Here is a 15500-nt window from a genome sequence, read left to right as displayed (position 1 = left end):
CGGGGGCAGTCGGGACGCTTCGAGCCGGGCGGGGGACAGGTCTCGTCGCCACAGGGATCTCTTTCGGTCCACCTACGGGGGCTGGTATCGGGGTGACTACGCTAAGAATGATCTCTCGATCACGGCGAATCACCTAATTCGCGTCCATCCCTCCCCCCGGGGGCGGCTACCGCCCGCGACGACGACACAAAGGACCATTGGTGTGAGTGGATACTGCCGGGTCACGGTCACCGGGCCGGAACGCTGGGCCGATCTGGCACTTCCCGGAACGGTCCCCGTGGCCACGCTGATGCCGCGCATCATCGAGGTGTGCGCTCCCGAGGAGGAGGGCACCGAACCCGCCGGATGGGTGCTGAGCACCACGGACGGCACCCCGGTCCGTCCGGACGAGCCGTTGGAGAGCGCGGGCGTCTACGACGGCGCCGTGCTGGTGCTGGACCGGTACACCGCGCCGAGCAGGCCCGCGCACGTGGACGACGTCCGCGGCGCCGTCGAGGACCGCGTCGACGGGACCGCGCGGATCTGGAACCCCACGACGACGCTGTCCTTCGGCCTCCTCGTCGCCGCGATCGGCCCCCTGCTCCTGCTGGGGATCATGATGCGGGTGAGCCCTTCGGCCTGGCACCTGGGGATCGCCTCGGTCGGCACCCTGTTCACCGTCGCGGTGATGCTGCTGGCCGCCCGCAGGCCGCTGCCCGCCGTCGCGCACGTGCTGTTCGCGACGGCCTGTGCCTGGGGCGCGGTCACCGCCGTGATCGCCGCCGGTCTGGTGACCGCGTCCGCCCCGCTGGTGACGGGGGCCTTCGCCCTGTGCGGGGCGCTGCTGGTGGCGGTGGTCGGCTGGACGCTGCACGAGACGGGGCTGGCCTACATCTCCGCGCTCGGTGTGGTGGCGGTGACGGCCGGGGTCCTCGTGGTGGTGGGGATCTTCGTGGAGCCGGTGCAGGGCGTGCGGTCCATGGGGCTGGCCCTGGCGCTGTGCGTGGGCGCGCTGCCGCGCGTGGCGATGGTGATGGGCGGGCTGTCCGGGCTCGACTACGAGGTGGGCCGCTCGGGCCAGGTGACCACCGAGCGGTTCGAGGACACCTACACCAACACCGACCGGCTGCTGCTCGGCATCGTGCTGGGCGCGGCGGTCAGCGGCGGGGCGGTCACGGTGCTGCTCGCGGTCCTGGCCACCGGCCTGCCGGACCTGCTGCTGTGCGGGCTGCTGTCGGTACTGCTGGTGCTGCGCTCGCGCCTGTTCGACCGGGTCCGGCACGTGCTGCCGCTGCGCCTGGCCGGTGTGCTCGGGATCGGCGCGACGGGCCTGGCGGCCGTGGGCGAGTACGGGTTCCTGGCCCCGTGGCTGCCGCTGGCCGGGCTCCTGGGCGGGGTCGTGCTCGGCGTGCTGAGCTGGGTGCGCCTGACCGACGTGCCGAGGGCCTCGCTGCGCCGCGTCCTCAACGCCGCGGAGATCCTGGTGATCATCGCGATGTGCGCGGTGTTCGCCTGGGGCATGGGCCTGTTCGCCTTCGTGCAGGCGATGACCGCCTAGCGCCGTCCCGCCCCGGCGGCTCCCCGCGCCCTCCGACTCAGCCGGAGCGCTCCGACTCGTGCGCGTCCCGCCGGCCGGCGACCAGGCGGCGGCGTCGGCGGGCCTCGCGCAGGGACACCCCCACGATCCGGGTGGCCGTGGCCGCCGCGATCACCGCGAGCGGGACGGCGAGCACGGTGGCGGGCTGCCGGATGGGCCGGAACCGGGCCCCGGCGCCGTCGAGCACCACGAAGCCCGCCGGCCGGATCCGGACCAGGCCGGTGCCCCCGGCACCGTCCCCGCCCGCCCTCAGCGCCATGCGCCCGGTGGCCCCGCCCATGACGGTGAGGGCGCTCACGCGGGCCACGGGGACGATGGTGGTGCCGTCGTGTGCCACCGGGTCGCCGAACACCGAGGCGGCCCGCGCGGACGCGCCGGTGTTCTCGATCAGCCGGGCCAGGACGGACAGGGCGGAGCTGGTGGCGCGGGCGCGGCGCGCGGCGGTGCCTGGCATGGCGGATCCCTTCGGGGACGGGCACGGGCCTTCACGGTACAGCGCCGCACCCGCGCTTCGGCGCGGTGGCGGGGTCGGCCTCCGCGGCGTTCTCGGCGGCGAGCACGGCGACCCGCGAACCGTCGGAGGTCAGGGCGGGCATGTCGCAGTAGCCGCGCCCCTGGTTGTCCCGGCCGAAGGAGGCGGCCTCGTTGTCGCTGGTGGCGTGCCAGACCCGGATGAGGTCGGCGTAGGTGGCGGCCACGTGGCCGTCGTCGCCGATCCCGGCGCCAGAGGGGACGGGTTCGAAGGCGTCGACCGGCTCGCCGGTCCGCCGGTCCCACACCGACAGCGTGTTCATGCCGAACACGTACAGGGCCTCTTCGTCGGCGGAGAAGCCCACCTCGTAGATCCATCCCTCCAGTTCGGCCTCCGCGGCCCCGTCCACGGCGCCCGGGGAGGGTTTCCCCGGGACGGCGTCCGCGGCGCGGAGGCCGGGGACGTACTCGGCGGCCATCCACGGCGTGTCCCCGTCGGTGTCGGCGTCGAGGAGGGCGGGGGCGAAGGGGCTGCTTACGCTCCGGGCGACGCGGACCTCCCGGGAGAACCCCGCACGGAACTGCAGGTCGTGCCGCCACTCCTCCAGGACCACCTTGAGGGCGCACAGGCGGTCGTCGGGGCTGCGCGCCAGGTAGACCATGCCCACGCCGCCGTGGCCCAGGCGCGCCAGCAGGCGGTACCGGCCGATGCGCGGGGGGCCGTCGGGAGTGAGGGGCCGCACGGGGGCACTCCTCGCTGCGTCGGCCCCGGCGCGGGGTCCGAACGCTCGGGGAGGGGGCGAACGGGCACCAATCTAGCGGCTCGCCCCGAGCCCTCCGGAGGCGCTCCCGCCCGCGTCCCCGAGCCCGGGAGGCCCGTCGGGCGGGTCCCGGGCGGCTCAGCGGGTGAGCACGTTGAGCAGTGAGAGATCCGTGTCGTAGACCGCGATGTCGCCCGTCCGGGTCCGCAGACCCGCCACCCGCGAGCCGTCCTCGGACAGGGCCATGGGGAACACGCGCGGCAGGTCCGTTCCCAGGGCCACCTCGGTCGCCGCGCCGTACTCCCAGGCCACCATGTCGCCGGTGTCGGTGGCGGGGTCCAGGCGGGCCGCGAACACCCGGCCGCTCGCCGCACTGTAGGCCACGTCCACCAGGACGCCCTCGTCGGTGCCGGGTACGTACTCGCGCAGGACCTCCTCGGTCCGGGGGTCCACCAGGAGCACGCTGCCGGAGCGGATGACCAGGACGGCCGTCCCGTCGGGCACGACGTCGAAGGCGTCGGCGCCCACCCCCGCGCGGTCGCGGACCAGCCCGGCCGAGCGGGGGCGGTCCACGTTCCACACGGCGACCCCGCCGTCGTTCTCACCGCCCGCCACCACGCTGCCGTCGAAGGAGTACCGGACCGAGCCGAGGGGGGCGGACCCCGCCAAGCGGCTCTCCAGCTTCCAGGTGGAGGTCTCGTGCAGGTGCAGGAGCCTGCCGGCGGGGTCGCTGCCCACGCCCAGGGCGAGGGAGGAGCCGTCGGGGCTGAAGGCGAGCGCCCGTACGGCCTGGTCCGCGCCGACGGTGCGCCCGCGTCCGGTCGACAGGTCGACGACGGCGGCGCCGTGCGGGGTCCCGTAGGCGACCAGGCACCCGTCGGGGCTGAAGGAGGCGGGGGTCGGCGGTACGGCGGAGGCCCCGTGGTCGATCTGGGCGATGGCGCGCGACTCCCGCCAGTCCCACAGCGTCACCGCGTCGATCTGGGAGACGGCCAGGACCGACCCGTCCGGGGAGAAGGACAGTTCGAGGGGGAGGTCGTCGGAGAAGGTGACCTGCGGGTCGCCCGGCGGGGCGAGGCGGTCGGAGACGGCGGAGGCGGAGGCCGAGCAGCCGCCGGTGTCGGTCCCCACCGTCGCGGACGGGTCCCAGGCGGGGGCGGCGAGGGAGTACAGTCCCGCGCCCGCCAGGAAGGCCGCCGCTGCGGTGAGCGCGCAGGCGCGCAGCAGTACCCGGCGCCCCCGGAGGGACCGGGGAGCGCGGCCCGGCGGTGGGGCGGCGGCACGCGGGGAGGAGCGGTGGGCGTCCGGGGGCACGTGCTCGGTACCGCCGGAACCGGGGTGGGGAAGGAGGCGGAAGTCCCCGAGTCGGGTGGGCTCGTCGGGGTTGAGGGGGTGCATGGGGCCTCTGGGGTGTTCCAGGGGGTGAATCGAGGACGGCCCGCCCTGGTACGGGACGGTATGTGCCCTGTGTGTCAGCAGTCACCGTAACCCGTGGCGAGCGTCCGCGGTACATGCTTCTGGAGGGTTCCGAGGTCTTATGTGCACTTATGTGGGGCCTTGGTGCCGTAAGTCCGAAGAAAGAAGGCAGGCCAGCGCGACGCGGGGCGGACCGAAAAAGCGCATCCGGACAGGAGGGGTCGACGGGGCGCTTGGGAAGAGGGGAGAAGAGGGTCCGGCGGGGCGTTCGGGCGGAGACGGCGCGCCGCGGCGGACCTCAGGCGGCGACGGTGTGGCTGGCGGCGGTGTGGCTGGCGACGGTGCCGTGGCTGTAGACCGGCTCGGGGCCCCGGGCGAAGGGGTTGAGGAGCTCGGCCGCGCCGACGGGGTCGTTGGCGGGGTGGGAGACGGGGCCGCCGTGGAAGAGGTCGTTCCAGAAGAAGCGGCCGTCCCGGCACCAGACGTTGACGTCGTTGTGGACCGAGATGACGGCCAGCTCCGAGGTGCCCGACCAGTAGAACTGGCGCGGGGTCAACGAGGAGAGCTCGCCCAGCAGGGCGGTGATCGCGCGCTCGGCACAGAAGGCGTGGCGGGGCTTGTGCTTGACTCGCCTGGCGAGGGCCGACTTCGCCCGGGAGGCCCGGGGGTTGTTCAGGCGCCAGTGACTCAAGGTCGTCTCCAGTGGGTCTAGGGTGCCGCGGTGATGATCGTGCCGTGCGCGTCGCCGCGGTTCGAGGGGCGCCACCGCGGCCGTACGGCTTTGGCGGGTTCCCTCCACAAAGTTGGTGAGGCCCGAACGATGTCGTTACCTCGTAGTTATTCTTTGCGCTCCGGATGCTAGCAGTACCTGACCCCCGGTAGTCGAGGCTTCTGAAAGTGACGCATGTCACATTTAACGAAACCATCTCAATGGGGTTTGAGCAAGAACCGCCAGTTCAGACCCCATATTACGATCTGGTATTCGATTTTTGGGAGAGTTGGAACGTGCTCTCCGTTACGCCCCGGATGTCGCCAGCTTCACCCGTTTCGGACACTCCTGGCCCCTCTTCGAACACGGGGGGTGACTTTGTGCAGGTGGGAGATCCTTGACCCGGCCAGACGCGGGCTTTGCCCTTTCCGCATCCTCGCGCCCACCGGACCTCCCGGCCGGTTTTGCCCCGTCCTTCACCCCGGTGTAAGGGGCGGTTACGCGCGTGCCCGAGACTGGAGGGGTCGGACGAAACGGAGAGAAGCCGCCCAGTGACACAGACCGAGACATCGGGTGACCGGACTGCCGCAGGCGTCGGCGCGGTCCCCGCCGAACCCGGGGGCGGCGCCCGCGCCTGGATCGTGTGGGGCGTCGCCGTGGGCGGCTACTTCCTGGCGATGCTGCACCGCAACGGTCTCGGTGTGGCCGCCCTGGAGGCCCAGGCCCGCTTCGACGTCGGCCCCGCGCTTCTGTCCCTGCTGCCCATGCTGCAGCTCCTGGTGTACGTCGTCCTCCAGGTGCCCGCCGGACTGCTCGCCGACCGGCTCGGCCCGCGCTACACGCTGGTGATGGGCATGGTCGCGATGGCGGCCGGATCGTGCCTGTTCGCCCTGGCGCCCGGGGTCGAGGTGGCGGTGACCGGGCGGTTCCTCATCGGGCTCGGCGACGCCCTGGTGTTCCTCAACGTCATCCGGCTGGCCGCCCTGTGGTTCCCGCGTGCGCGCTACGCCCTGGTCAGCGGTCTCACCGGCGTGGTCGGCGGCACCGGCCAGGTGGCCAGCGCGGCGCCGCTGGCCTGGGCCCTGGACGGGGTCGGCTGGGTGGCCGCCTTCCTCGCCACCACGGCCCTGACCGCGCTGATGGCCCTGCTGGTGCTGCTCGTGGTCCGGGACCGGCCCGCCGGGGCGGCCGGCCGCTCCACGGTGGCCGACCCCATCTCCGTGTGGGCCGCGCTCAAGGAGGCGCTGTGCGCCCGCGGCCCGCTGATCGGCATGGCCCACCACGCGGCCGTCATGGCGCCGTTCACGATGATGATGGTGCTGTGGGGCTACCCGTTCCTCGTGGGCGGCCTCGGGCTCGCCGAGGGCACGGCCGCGCTCACCCTCACGGCGCTGGCCGCGGGCGGGTTGTGGCTGGCCCCGGTCGCCGGCCTGGTCATCGGACGCGACCCCGGCGTGCGCCGGTGGCTCGCCCTCTTCCTGGGCGCCGCGCTGTCCCTGGGGTGGCTGCTGCTGGTGGTCTGGCCCGGCGGGGCTCCCGTGGCCCTCGGCCTCACCGTGCTGGCGGTGAGCGCCGCGGGGCAGACCCTGGCCCCGACCATCTCCTTCGACTTCGCCCGCGACGGGATCCCCGCCAGCCGCACCGGGGTCGCCTCCGGCCTGGTGAACATGAGCGGCTTCACCACCGCCGTGGTCTGCACCGTGGCGGCCGGGGCCATCCTCCAGGCGCTGCCGGAGGAGCCGGAGTCGTACCAGACGGCCTTCGTGCCGATGTGCGTGACCACGGCCTGCGCCACCGCCGTGCTGTACTTCTTCGTCCTGCGCCGCCCGCGTCCCTAGGCTCAGCCCCGGGGTGCCTCGGCGGTCCCGGGAGGGACGGGGCGCCCGCTCCCCTTGTGCCGTAACGGTTCGCGTGGGATTTTCTCCTCATGGAATGGAGTCCGCAGCAGGCGCGGGAGCGGTTCGCGGCGAGCCGTGTGGCCAGGCTGGCCACGGTGGACAAGAAGGGCCAGCCCCACCTGGTCCCCGTGGTGTTCGCCGTCTACGACGGCACCGTCGCGATCCCCGTGGACGGCAGGCCCGAGACCGCGTACCGGCTCGGGTGGATGCTCGACATCGAGGCCAACCCCCGGGTGTCGCTGCTCGTCGACGACCACGGAGAGGACCCGGAGCGGTCGTGGTGGGCCCGCGCGGACGGGGAGGCGCTGGTCGAGCACTCCGGTCCCGCCTGGGAGGAGGCCCGCGAGCGGCTCGCCGAGCGGTACCAGCGGTACCGCGACGAACCGCCCGGCGAGGTGATGATCCTGGTCGCGGTCCACCACTGGTCGGGATGGTCCGCGCGCGACCCCGCGCGGCCCTGACCCGCCGCGCGCGGGCCGGGCGCCGGGGTCAGCCCGCGCGCCAGGTGGCGTCCTGGAGCGCCCCGCCGGCCTGCGGTCCCATCAGCGACAGGCCGCCGTCCACGAACAGGGACGCCCCGGTGACGTAGGACGCCTCCGGCCGGGCGAGGAAGGCCACCGCCTCGGCCACCTCGTAGGCGTGCCCGGGCCGCGACAGCGGGTATCCGGCGCGCGAGTCCAGCGCGGGCTCCTCCTCGTGCTGGCCGGTCATGGGGGTGGCGATCTCACCCGGGGCCACGGCGTTCACGGTGATGCCGTACAGCCCCAGCTCCAGCGCCAGGACGCGGGTGAGGAGCTTCAGGCCGCCCTTGGCGGTGCAGTAGGCGCCCGCGGTCACCCGGGGGAACTCCTCGTGGACGCTGGTGATGTTGACGATGCGCCCGCCGCGTCCGGCGTCGCGCATGTGCGTGGCCGCGATCTTCGAGCACAGGAACGGGCCGTCCAGGTCCACCGCCAGCACCTCGCGCCAGCGCTCGTAGTCCGTGTCCAGCAGCTCCTCGCCGGAACCGGTGCCCGCGTTGTTGACCAGGACGCCCAGGCCCCCGAGGTCCCCGATCAGCTCCGAGACGGCCGCGGAGCCCTGTACGGGGTCGGTGAGGTCGTGCTGGCGCACCGCCACCCGGCGGCCGGTCTCGCGGATCTCGGCCTCGGTCTTGCGTACGCCCTCCTCGTCCCGGTGGAAGGTCACGCCGACGTCGAAGCCCTGCTCGGCCAAGCGGATCGCGGTCGCCCGTCCGATGCCGCTGTCCGCGCCGGTCACCACCGCCACCCGGTCGTAGTCGTCGAACTCGCGCGCCCCGTCAACGCGGTCGTCGCTGAGTCGTGCCATGCGGAAACCCCCCTTCCGTGCGCCCCGTACGGCGCACACGCTCGGCTCTGCGGCTACCCAGCGCCACATCGCGTACACCTGCCCGCACGCGTTCCGGGAGCCGAACGGGGCGGACCGGTGACCCGCCTGCTGGACTGGCGTCGGGGGACGGTGTTCACGCCGCCCGGCTGGAGCTCTCCCCGGGAACGGACCTCGCCGGCCTGTGGGGCGCGGCTCGACGCTGCCCGAACGGCGCGGCAGGGAGCGTCTACCGGGTGCTGGTGGCGGCCCGCGCCCGCAGCCCGGGGCTGTGGCGGGCGAGGACCTCGCACGCTTCTCCGGGGCCTCCTCCGACACCGTCGGCCCGGAGGCCATGGAAAGGGCCTGGGAACGAGCCGACCGGGGCCGCGACCCGGGAGCGGGTGACCGGGACCACGGACGCGGGGGCGGGACGGCCCCTGGCCGCCCCGCCCCCGCGCGGTGTTCCGGTACGTCCTAGAAGGCGGACTCGGGGACCTCCATGAGGTCCAGGGTCACGCCCTCGGCGACGCGGCGCTCGGCGGCGATGCGCGGCAGGAACTGCTCGGCGAAGAAGCGCGCGGCGGCGATCTTGCCGGTGTAGAAGTCCTTGTCCTCGTCGCTGGCGCCGTCGATGCGGTTCAGGGCGACCTCGGCCTGGCGCAGCAGCAGCCAGGACAGGACGACGTCACCGAAGGCCATGAGCAGGCGGGTGGAGTTCAGGCCCACCTTGTACAGCTCGCGGGGGTTCTCGGCGGAGCCCATCGCGTGGCCGACCATGAGCTCGACGATCTTCTCCACGTGCTCGGAGGCCTCCAGGAGCAGCGCGCGCTCCTGCTTGAGCTGGCCGTTGCCCGCCTCGCTCTGGGCGAAGGCCTTGATCTCGCCCGCCAGCCTGCCCAGTGCCTGACCGCCGTTCTTGACGATCTTGCGGAAGAAGAAGTCCTGGGCCTGGATGGCGGTGGTGCCCTCGTAGAGGGTGTCGATCTTGGCGTCGCGGATGTACTGCTCGATCGGGTACTCCTGCAGGAACCCGGAGCCGCCCAGGGTCTGCAGGGACTCGGCCAGCAGCGCGTAGGAGCGCTCGGAGCCCACGCCCTTGACGATCGGCAGCAGGAGGTCGTTCATGGCCTCCAGCTCGGTGACGTCCTGTCCCTGGGCGTGCGCGATCTGGATCGCGTCCTGCTGGGTGGCGGTGTACAGCACCAGGGCGCGCATGGCCTCCACGTAGGCCTTCTGCGTCATGAGGCTGCGGCGCACGTCCGGGTGGTGGGTGATGGTCACCTTGGGGGAGTTCTTGCCCCCGGCCATGTCGTTGCCCTGCACGCGCTCCTTGGCGTACTCCAGGGCGTTGAGGTAGCCGGTGGACAGGGTGGCGATCGCCTTCGTGCCGACCATCATGCGCGCGTACTCGATGATGAGGAACATCTGGCGGATGCCGTCGTGCTTGTCGCCCACGAGGTAGCCGATGGCGGGGTGCTTGTCGCCGAAGGTCAGCTCGCAGGTGGTGGAGGCCTTGAGGCCCATCTTGTGCTCGACGTTGGTCACGTAGGCGCCGTTGCGCTCACCGAGCGAGCCGTCCTCGTTGACCAGGTACTTGGGGACCAGGAAGAGCGAGAGGCCCTTGGTGCCGGGGCCCGCGCCCTCGGGGCGCGCGAGCACCAGGTGGAAGATGTTCTCGGTCATGTCCTGCTCGGCCGAGGTGATGAACCGCTTCACGCCCTCGATGTGCCAGGTGCCGTCGCCCTGGTCGATCGCCTTGGTGCGGCCCGCGCCGACGTCGGAGCCCGCGTCGGGCTCGGTCAGCACCATCGTGGCGCCCCAGCCGCGCTCGATGGCGAGCTTGGCGAACTCCTTCTGCTTCTCGTTGCCCTCGGAGTAGAGGATGCTCGCGAAGCCGGGGCCCGCCGAGTACATGTGGACGGCGGGGTTGGAGCCCAGGACCAGTTCCGCGGCGGACCAGACCAGGGAGCGGGGGGCGCCCAGGCCGCCGAGCTCCTGGGGCAGGTCGAGGTTGTACCAGCCGGCGTCCATGTAGGCGTGGTAGGACTTCTTCAGGCTCTCGGGGATGGAGACGGTGTTCGTCTTCGGGTCGAAGACCGGGGGGTTGCGGTCCGCGTCCTCGAAGGATTCGGCGACCACACCGGTGGCGAGGCGGTTGACCTCGTCCAGGATGGTGCGGGCGGTCTCCTCGTCGAGCTCTTCGAACGGGGCCTGTCCCAGTACGTCCTGGCGCTTGAAGACCTCGAACAGGTTGAACTCGATGTCGCGCAGGTTGCTCTTGTAATGCGTCATGGACAGCTCCGCTGTGTCCTGGCCGCGGTGTCTGTACACGCGGATCTACCGACTAGTAACAAGTCAATGTTACTACTCAGTAGCCCTGCTTTGCCAGTAGGGGGTAGGGAGTTGTGTCGTGGTGGACAGCAAACGTGACGAAGGGCCCGGTCCGGGGCATGGCGATACCGGCGGCGTGTCGCGTCCCTATTCCGGGCCCCCGCCCACCGGCAGGAGCGTCAGAGCCACCCGGTCCACCCCGTCCAGGTGCAGCCGCGCGTGCACCGCGTCGTCGGCGAAGCCCGACACCACCAGGCTCCGCAGGCCCAGGGCCGTCGCGCACAGCGTCAGGTTCTGCGCCACGTGCCCCGCCTCCTGGAGGAGCAGGCGCAGGGCGCGCTGCCCGTACCCCCGGCGCAGTCTTCCCAGGTCCCCCACCAGCACGATCAGTGCGCCGACCGTGTCCGCGACCGCCCCCGGGCGTCCGTCGGCCGACGCCCGCAGGAACGGGGACAGCTCCGCCAGGCCCTCGGCGGCCGCGGCGCCGTCCGCCCGCAGCAGGCCGTGCTCCTCGGCGAGGTAGCGGTAGGCGCCCCGCTCCAGCCCCGCCACGTGCCTGGCCACCACCCACACCTGCGTGGCGTAGGCGGACCCCGGGCTCGGGTGGGTGCGCGGCGGCCGGTGGCGGCCGGGCTCCCCCGACCGGGGGCGGCTGGGTCCGGCGGCGTGCCCCAGTAGGGCCGACAGGTCCGCCAGGGACAGGCGGGAGCCGTAGTCCCCGTGCGCGCTGGACCGGCGGGCCAGCACCTCGCCCACCGGCGCGGTCAGCGGCGCGGGCGCGGGCAGGTCCACCGTGCCGAGCCCCGACGGCCCCCGCTCCGGGCCCGTCTCCTCGGCCGGGACCGGGCGGGGCAGGTGCTCGCCGCCGATGGTCGCCGTCCGGTACTTGCTGGCCTCGGCGTAGGCCCGGTCGGGTGAGGCCACCCCGGGGTCGAAGAAGTCCCCCGGCGGCTCCCACCGGGGGTAGCACAGCGAGAGCAGCCAGGCGATGCGGCGTTCGTCCTCGATGTCCAGCCCGAGGCGGTTGTTGTTCATGTGCAGCAAGGACCACACGATACGGGTGAGGTCGTTGGTGAGCGGTTCCTCGGCGTGCAGTCGGCGCAGCGCCGCCACGGTCTCCCCGAGCGCCCGGTGCCACAGGTGGTGGGTGGAGGAGCCCTCGGCGGCCACCAGGCGCCGCAGCCGCACCCGGCGCTGGAGCCAGCGCGCGGGGGACTCGTGGAAGAGCCGCTCGGCCTCCTCGCGGGCGCGGCCGTCGCCCCGGGCCACCTCCGCGGAGTAGTCCCAGGCCGCGTGGTAGCCCCGCGCCTGGCGGACCGCCTCCACGTCGGACAGGCCCAGCACCTCGAAGGCCAGCGAGGTCAGGTCCGCGGCCACCGCCTGCCGCTGGTGCGGCCGGGGAGCCGAGCGCAGGACGGCGAGAGCCAGCGCCGAGCTGGTGCGGAAGAAGTCCTCGCACACCTCCAGCGCCCGCGGGCCGCCGTAGCGCTCGGTCTCGGGCTCGTAGTCGGCCCCGACCACGTCCCCGTCGCGGTGCCAGCGGTCCGGGTCGGCCCGCGGCAGGCCCGCGTAGTAGGCGGTCCGGTCCAGCTCGACCGCGTCACCGGCGGTCGCCGCTGCGGCGGCGCGCATGTCCTCGCCGAACTCCCGGACGGCGTCGGCGTCCGCGTCCAGGAAGCGCGTCCGCAGGTGGGGGCCGCCGTCCCAGTACCGCAGGAAGAACCACCCCTTGGCGTGCCCCCGCGCCACCAGTTCCTCCGCGCGCGGAGCCAGGTGGTCCAGCAGGAAGGAGTCGATGCGCTCGCGGTCGCGGTGGAGGTGGACGTACACGGCCGACCAGGTACGGGTCATGGGGGATTCCTCGGGGTCGTGGCCGCGCGCCCGGTCCCGGGCGCGCGGCGGATCAGGCGTCGACGGGAAGGTCCAGGTAGGAGCCGCGTTCGGCGCGCACCCACAGCTGGTAGGCGGGGGTCTGGCCGGGGTCCAGGCCCAGGACCGCGGCCCAGTCGGCCTCCTGGTGGTTGCGCATGGGACGGGCGCACAGCCCGGTGGCCGCCGCGCCCAGGCAGCCCCACTGCGCGATCCAGCCCAGGAGGGTGTGCAGCACGGCCGGTGCGCGGTCGCCGTGGGCGCGCGCCCACGCGGTGAAGTCGGCCGTGAGCGTGTAGCCGAGGGGAGAGGAGAAGTTGGTCTCCCCGGTGCGCTCCACCGGCCGGTCGGGGTGCTCCGTGCCGTCGGGGGAGAGTTCGCGGGCCGCGCGGTCCTCCACCCGGTCCGCCACCAGGACCTGGCGGTACAGCCGCAGCGCTCCGGGTCCGGGGACGGCCTCCCGGGCGGCGCCGAGGGCGGCCGTCAGGGCCGCCGTGACCACCGCGCCCTCCTCGGGCGAGACGTACGCGCTGGTGACGAGGTTGGCGGCGGACACGCCGCTGCCGCGCTCGTCCAGCCAGCGGCGCAGCGTGACGCCCGCCGGGGCGCACGCGGCGGCCACCCGGGCCAGGGCCTCGGCCGGGACGGCGGGAGCGTCCGGGCCGTCCGGGTCCAGGGTGATGACACCGCAGGGGGCGTAACCGTCCGGGGCGTCGGCGGCGCCGAAGCGCGTGCGCGGGCGCAGGCCGGCGCGTTCCAGTGCCAGGCCGAGCGTCGCCAGCAGGTGCCCGCCCTCCAGCAGCGCGAGCGAGGGGCGCAGCCGTCCGTACTCGGGCGGGTAGCGGCGGTGGTCCACCGCCACCACGAGCCGGAAGCCGGAGAGCTCCTCCGGGTCCGCTGGGGCGGGGACGCCGTCCCGGGGCTGGAGCGCGTGCGTCCCGGGGTCCACGCGCAGGCACCGGGGCGCGGGGCCGTCCGCGACCAGGAACAGGTCGGCGCCGAACAGCCCGCGCGGGGACGGGTAGGCGCGGTGCACCGGGTAGCGGTCGGCGGCCGAGACCCGCCGGATCCGCACGGCCTCCACGCACGCGGCGAGCAACCGCTGCGCGCGCGTCCAGGTTCCGCCGAGCGCGGGCCCGGCGGCGTCCAGGTCCCGCAGCGGCCCCAGCGCGGGCAGGGGCGGGCGCACCTGGCCCGGCACCGGACGGGCCAGGCCGGTGGACAGGCGCGGACCGAAGAACAGCGTCCGCACCTCGGCGACGTCCTTGCCGTACGACTGTCCGTGCAGGTCCGCCAGAACCCGGGCCCGGGAGCCCTCCCCTGGCGCGGGGCCGGTCACGGGAAGGGGTGCGGTACCGGGTGGATCTGGCCGTGTCGTTCCCATGGGACTCCCCCCTCGAACAGCGTGGACGCGCGGGTCAGCCGCTCCAGCGAGCGGGTGCGGCGGTGGGTGTGGCCGAAGGTCATCGGCAGGGCGCCGGGCACGATCACCTTCGCCGAGCGGACCCCGGCGGCCTCCGCGTACGGCGCGCTGCTCTGGTCGACCACGACCACGTCCAGCCCCCGCGCGTGCACGGCCGCCAGGCGCTCCCTGAGCAGGGCGGTGAGGTCGGTCCCCGCGAAGGAGGAGGGCGCCCCGGCGGCGAACTCCGCCAGGGGGACGGTGCCCGCGGGCGCCTCCAGGAACTCCCAGTGCGGGCGCGACTCCCACAGCCCGTGCAGGCCCGTGTGGTCCTCCAGTGTTCTGACCAGGGTGAAGTCCTCCAGCATGGGGCGGCAGCGCTCCACGCTGACCGACGCGCGCATCCGCACCCACTTGGGGTACATGAGCGCGTTGGTGGCGGTCTCCTCCACCGCGGCCATGACCGCCCGACGGGGGTCGGGGTGGGTTCCGGTGGCCAGGCTCAACGCGGGCGCCCGACCGGCCCGGACCGCCTCCTCGGGGGCGGTCACCACCGCGAGCGCCGTCGGAACCCCCAGGTCGGAGGTGAGGTCGAGCAGCCGCAGCCGCAGACCCCGCTCCTCCAGCAGGTCGGTCAGGTGCACCAGGGCGGGGTCCTCACCCGGGTCGATCTCGCGCAGCCGCGTGCGCGAGTACCAGGCGAGCAGGAACGCGTCGCGCTCCACCACCTCGAACAGTCCGTAGAGGACGGCCTCCTCCAGGCTCCCGCCGACCGCGCAGCCGTTGGAGGACTCGTACAGGAAGCGGGTCTCCCGGGTCCCCGCGTGCCAGTACGCGACGTGCTCGGGCACCAGGACGCGGCGGCGCTCCCGGGTGGACCAGCCCCACACCCAGGTGGTGGGCGTGTCCGGGGTGTAGGGGACCGGCTCGAAGGCCGGGTGCCCGTACCACTCGGGTTCGTGCAGGCCCAGGCGCTCGGGGTCGAGCGCGTCGTCGGCGAGGTCGGCGTAGCAGCCGGAGACGACCGGCCCCCCTGTGTGCCGGTGGCCTCCCGTGACGCGCTCGACGCCCTCCAGGAGGGCGGGGACCTCGCTGTCGGTGAACCGGGTCGAACGCCCGTAGCCGCCCTCGCGGCGGGTGTGCCCGGGGGCGACCGTCTCGCAGGTCACCAGGGACAGCGGTGACTCCTCGTCCCGGTAGAGGTGGGCGGCGGGACCGAACCGGAAGTCCAGCAGCCGCGCGCGCAGGCCGCTCCGGTCCGCGCCGCGCACGCGCAGGGAGGGGCCCGGAACCGGCTGCGGGGTCCGCAGGTCCAGTCCGCCGGGCACGGCGAGCCCCGCGCCGCCGGGAAAGCAGTGCGCGCAGCCCGGGTGCGGGACGAGGGTGTGCCGGGTGAGGGCTCCGGTGCGGCAGTCCAGGGCGGTGAGCGCCAGCCGCAGGCGGCCGGGGTCGTCCGCGGCGGTCTCGACCAGGGCGGTGAACGCGTGCCGCCACAGGGGCAGGAGTTCGTCGGCGCCCCGCTCGGGGACGCCGTCGCCCTCGACGTCGCGGCGCCAGAGCCCCGCGCACCGCGCGCAGCCCGTGGCCCCGTCGGGGGTCCACGGGCCGACGACCGCCAGCGCGCCGCTCATCGCCACGTGCAGCAGGCCCCCGGCCACCGGGACGGTGCGGGGTTCGGCCAGGGTCGCCCCCTCCGGGGAGGGTGCCCGGGGCGGCCGGTGGAACACGGCGGTCATCG

General features: G+C 74.0%; 12 protein-coding genes. 3 read left to right on the top strand and 9 right to left on the bottom strand.

The genetic code is table 11. The features are described from left to right. The first annotated feature begins 202 nt into the window (after positions 1 to 202). Complete coding sequence (gene eccD / locus FYW95_RS11765) at positions 203 to 1537, top strand: type VII secretion integral membrane protein EccD (protein WP_160050342.1); 1335 nt, start codon at positions 203 to 205, stop codon at positions 1535 to 1537. A 37-nt stretch (positions 1538 to 1574) separates the two neighbouring features. Here the strand turns inward: eccD and FYW95_RS11760 are convergent, their stop codons facing one another. From FYW95_RS11760 to FYW95_RS11745, 4 genes are all read right to left on the bottom strand, one after another. Beyond that, on the bottom strand, positions 1575 to 2030 hold the full coding sequence (locus FYW95_RS11760; protein WP_160050341.1) for a GerW family sporulation protein: 456 nt from the start codon (positions 2028 to 2030) through the stop codon (positions 1575 to 1577). A 31-nt stretch (positions 2031 to 2061) separates the two neighbouring features. Next, the gene (locus tag FYW95_RS11755) at positions 2062 to 2790 is read right to left on the bottom strand and encodes a protein kinase family protein (RefSeq protein WP_160050340.1); all 729 of its coding nucleotides are present in this window, start codon (positions 2788 to 2790) and stop codon (positions 2062 to 2064) included. Positions 2791 to 2946: 156 nt separating this feature from the next. Continuing rightward, positions 2947 to 4206, bottom strand: a complete 1260-nt coding sequence (locus tag FYW95_RS11750; RefSeq protein WP_236568015.1) for a WD40 repeat domain-containing protein — start codon at positions 4204 to 4206, stop codon at positions 2947 to 2949. Between the two features lie 316 nt (positions 4207 to 4522). Then, a complete protein-coding gene (locus FYW95_RS11745) occupies positions 4523 to 4915 on the bottom strand; it encodes a hypothetical protein (RefSeq protein ID WP_159944727.1) in 393 nt (130 codons plus the stop codon). Positions 4916 to 5484: 569 nt separating this feature from the next. On the opposite strand from FYW95_RS11745, the gene FYW95_RS11740 reads away from it, so the two are divergent. Beyond that, complete coding sequence (locus FYW95_RS11740; protein ID WP_159944726.1) at positions 5485 to 6771, top strand: MFS transporter; 1287 nt, start codon at positions 5485 to 5487, stop codon at positions 6769 to 6771. Between the two features lie 89 nt (positions 6772 to 6860). Beyond that, positions 6861 to 7292, top strand: coding sequence for a TIGR03668 family PPOX class F420-dependent oxidoreductase (locus FYW95_RS11735; protein ID WP_159944725.1), 432 nt, complete (start codon positions 6861 to 6863; stop codon positions 7290 to 7292). 28 nt (positions 7293 to 7320) lie between these two features. Here the strand turns inward: FYW95_RS11735 and FYW95_RS11730 are convergent, their stop codons facing one another. The 5 genes from FYW95_RS11730 to FYW95_RS11710 all read right to left on the bottom strand — a co-directional run bounded on the left by FYW95_RS11730 (position 7321) and on the right by FYW95_RS11710 (position 15498). Continuing rightward, entirely contained in the window at positions 7321 to 8160 is an 840-nt protein-coding gene (locus FYW95_RS11730; RefSeq protein WP_159944724.1) for an SDR family oxidoreductase, read from the bottom strand. Between the two features lie 474 nt (positions 8161 to 8634). Beyond that, entirely contained in the window at positions 8635 to 10452 is a 1818-nt protein-coding gene (locus FYW95_RS11725) for an acyl-CoA dehydrogenase (protein WP_159944723.1), read from the bottom strand. Positions 10453 to 10638: 186 nt separating this feature from the next. After that, positions 10639 to 12342 carry a thiopeptide-type bacteriocin biosynthesis protein gene (locus tag FYW95_RS11720; protein ID WP_160050339.1) on the bottom strand — a complete coding sequence of 568 codons (1704 nt, stop codon included), beginning with the start codon at positions 12340 to 12342 and terminating at the stop codon, positions 10639 to 10641. Between the two features lie 52 nt (positions 12343 to 12394). Further along, a complete protein-coding gene (locus FYW95_RS11715; RefSeq protein ID WP_159944721.1) occupies positions 12395 to 13699 on the bottom strand; it encodes a nitroreductase family protein in 1305 nt (434 codons plus the stop codon). Continuing rightward, a complete protein-coding gene (locus FYW95_RS11710; RefSeq protein WP_159944720.1) occupies positions 13696 to 15498 on the bottom strand; it encodes a TOMM precursor leader peptide-binding protein in 1803 nt (600 codons plus the stop codon). Before FYW95_RS11710 ends, FYW95_RS11715 begins: the two co-directional genes overlap by 4 nt. Positions 15499 to 15500 lie beyond the last annotated feature (2 nt).

The sequence above is a fragment of the Nocardiopsis sp. FR4 genome (assembly GCF_009830945.1).
GTDB lineage: Bacteria > Actinomycetota > Actinomycetes > Streptosporangiales > Streptosporangiaceae > Nocardiopsis.
This window is presented reverse-complemented; position numbering and strand designations above follow the sequence as displayed.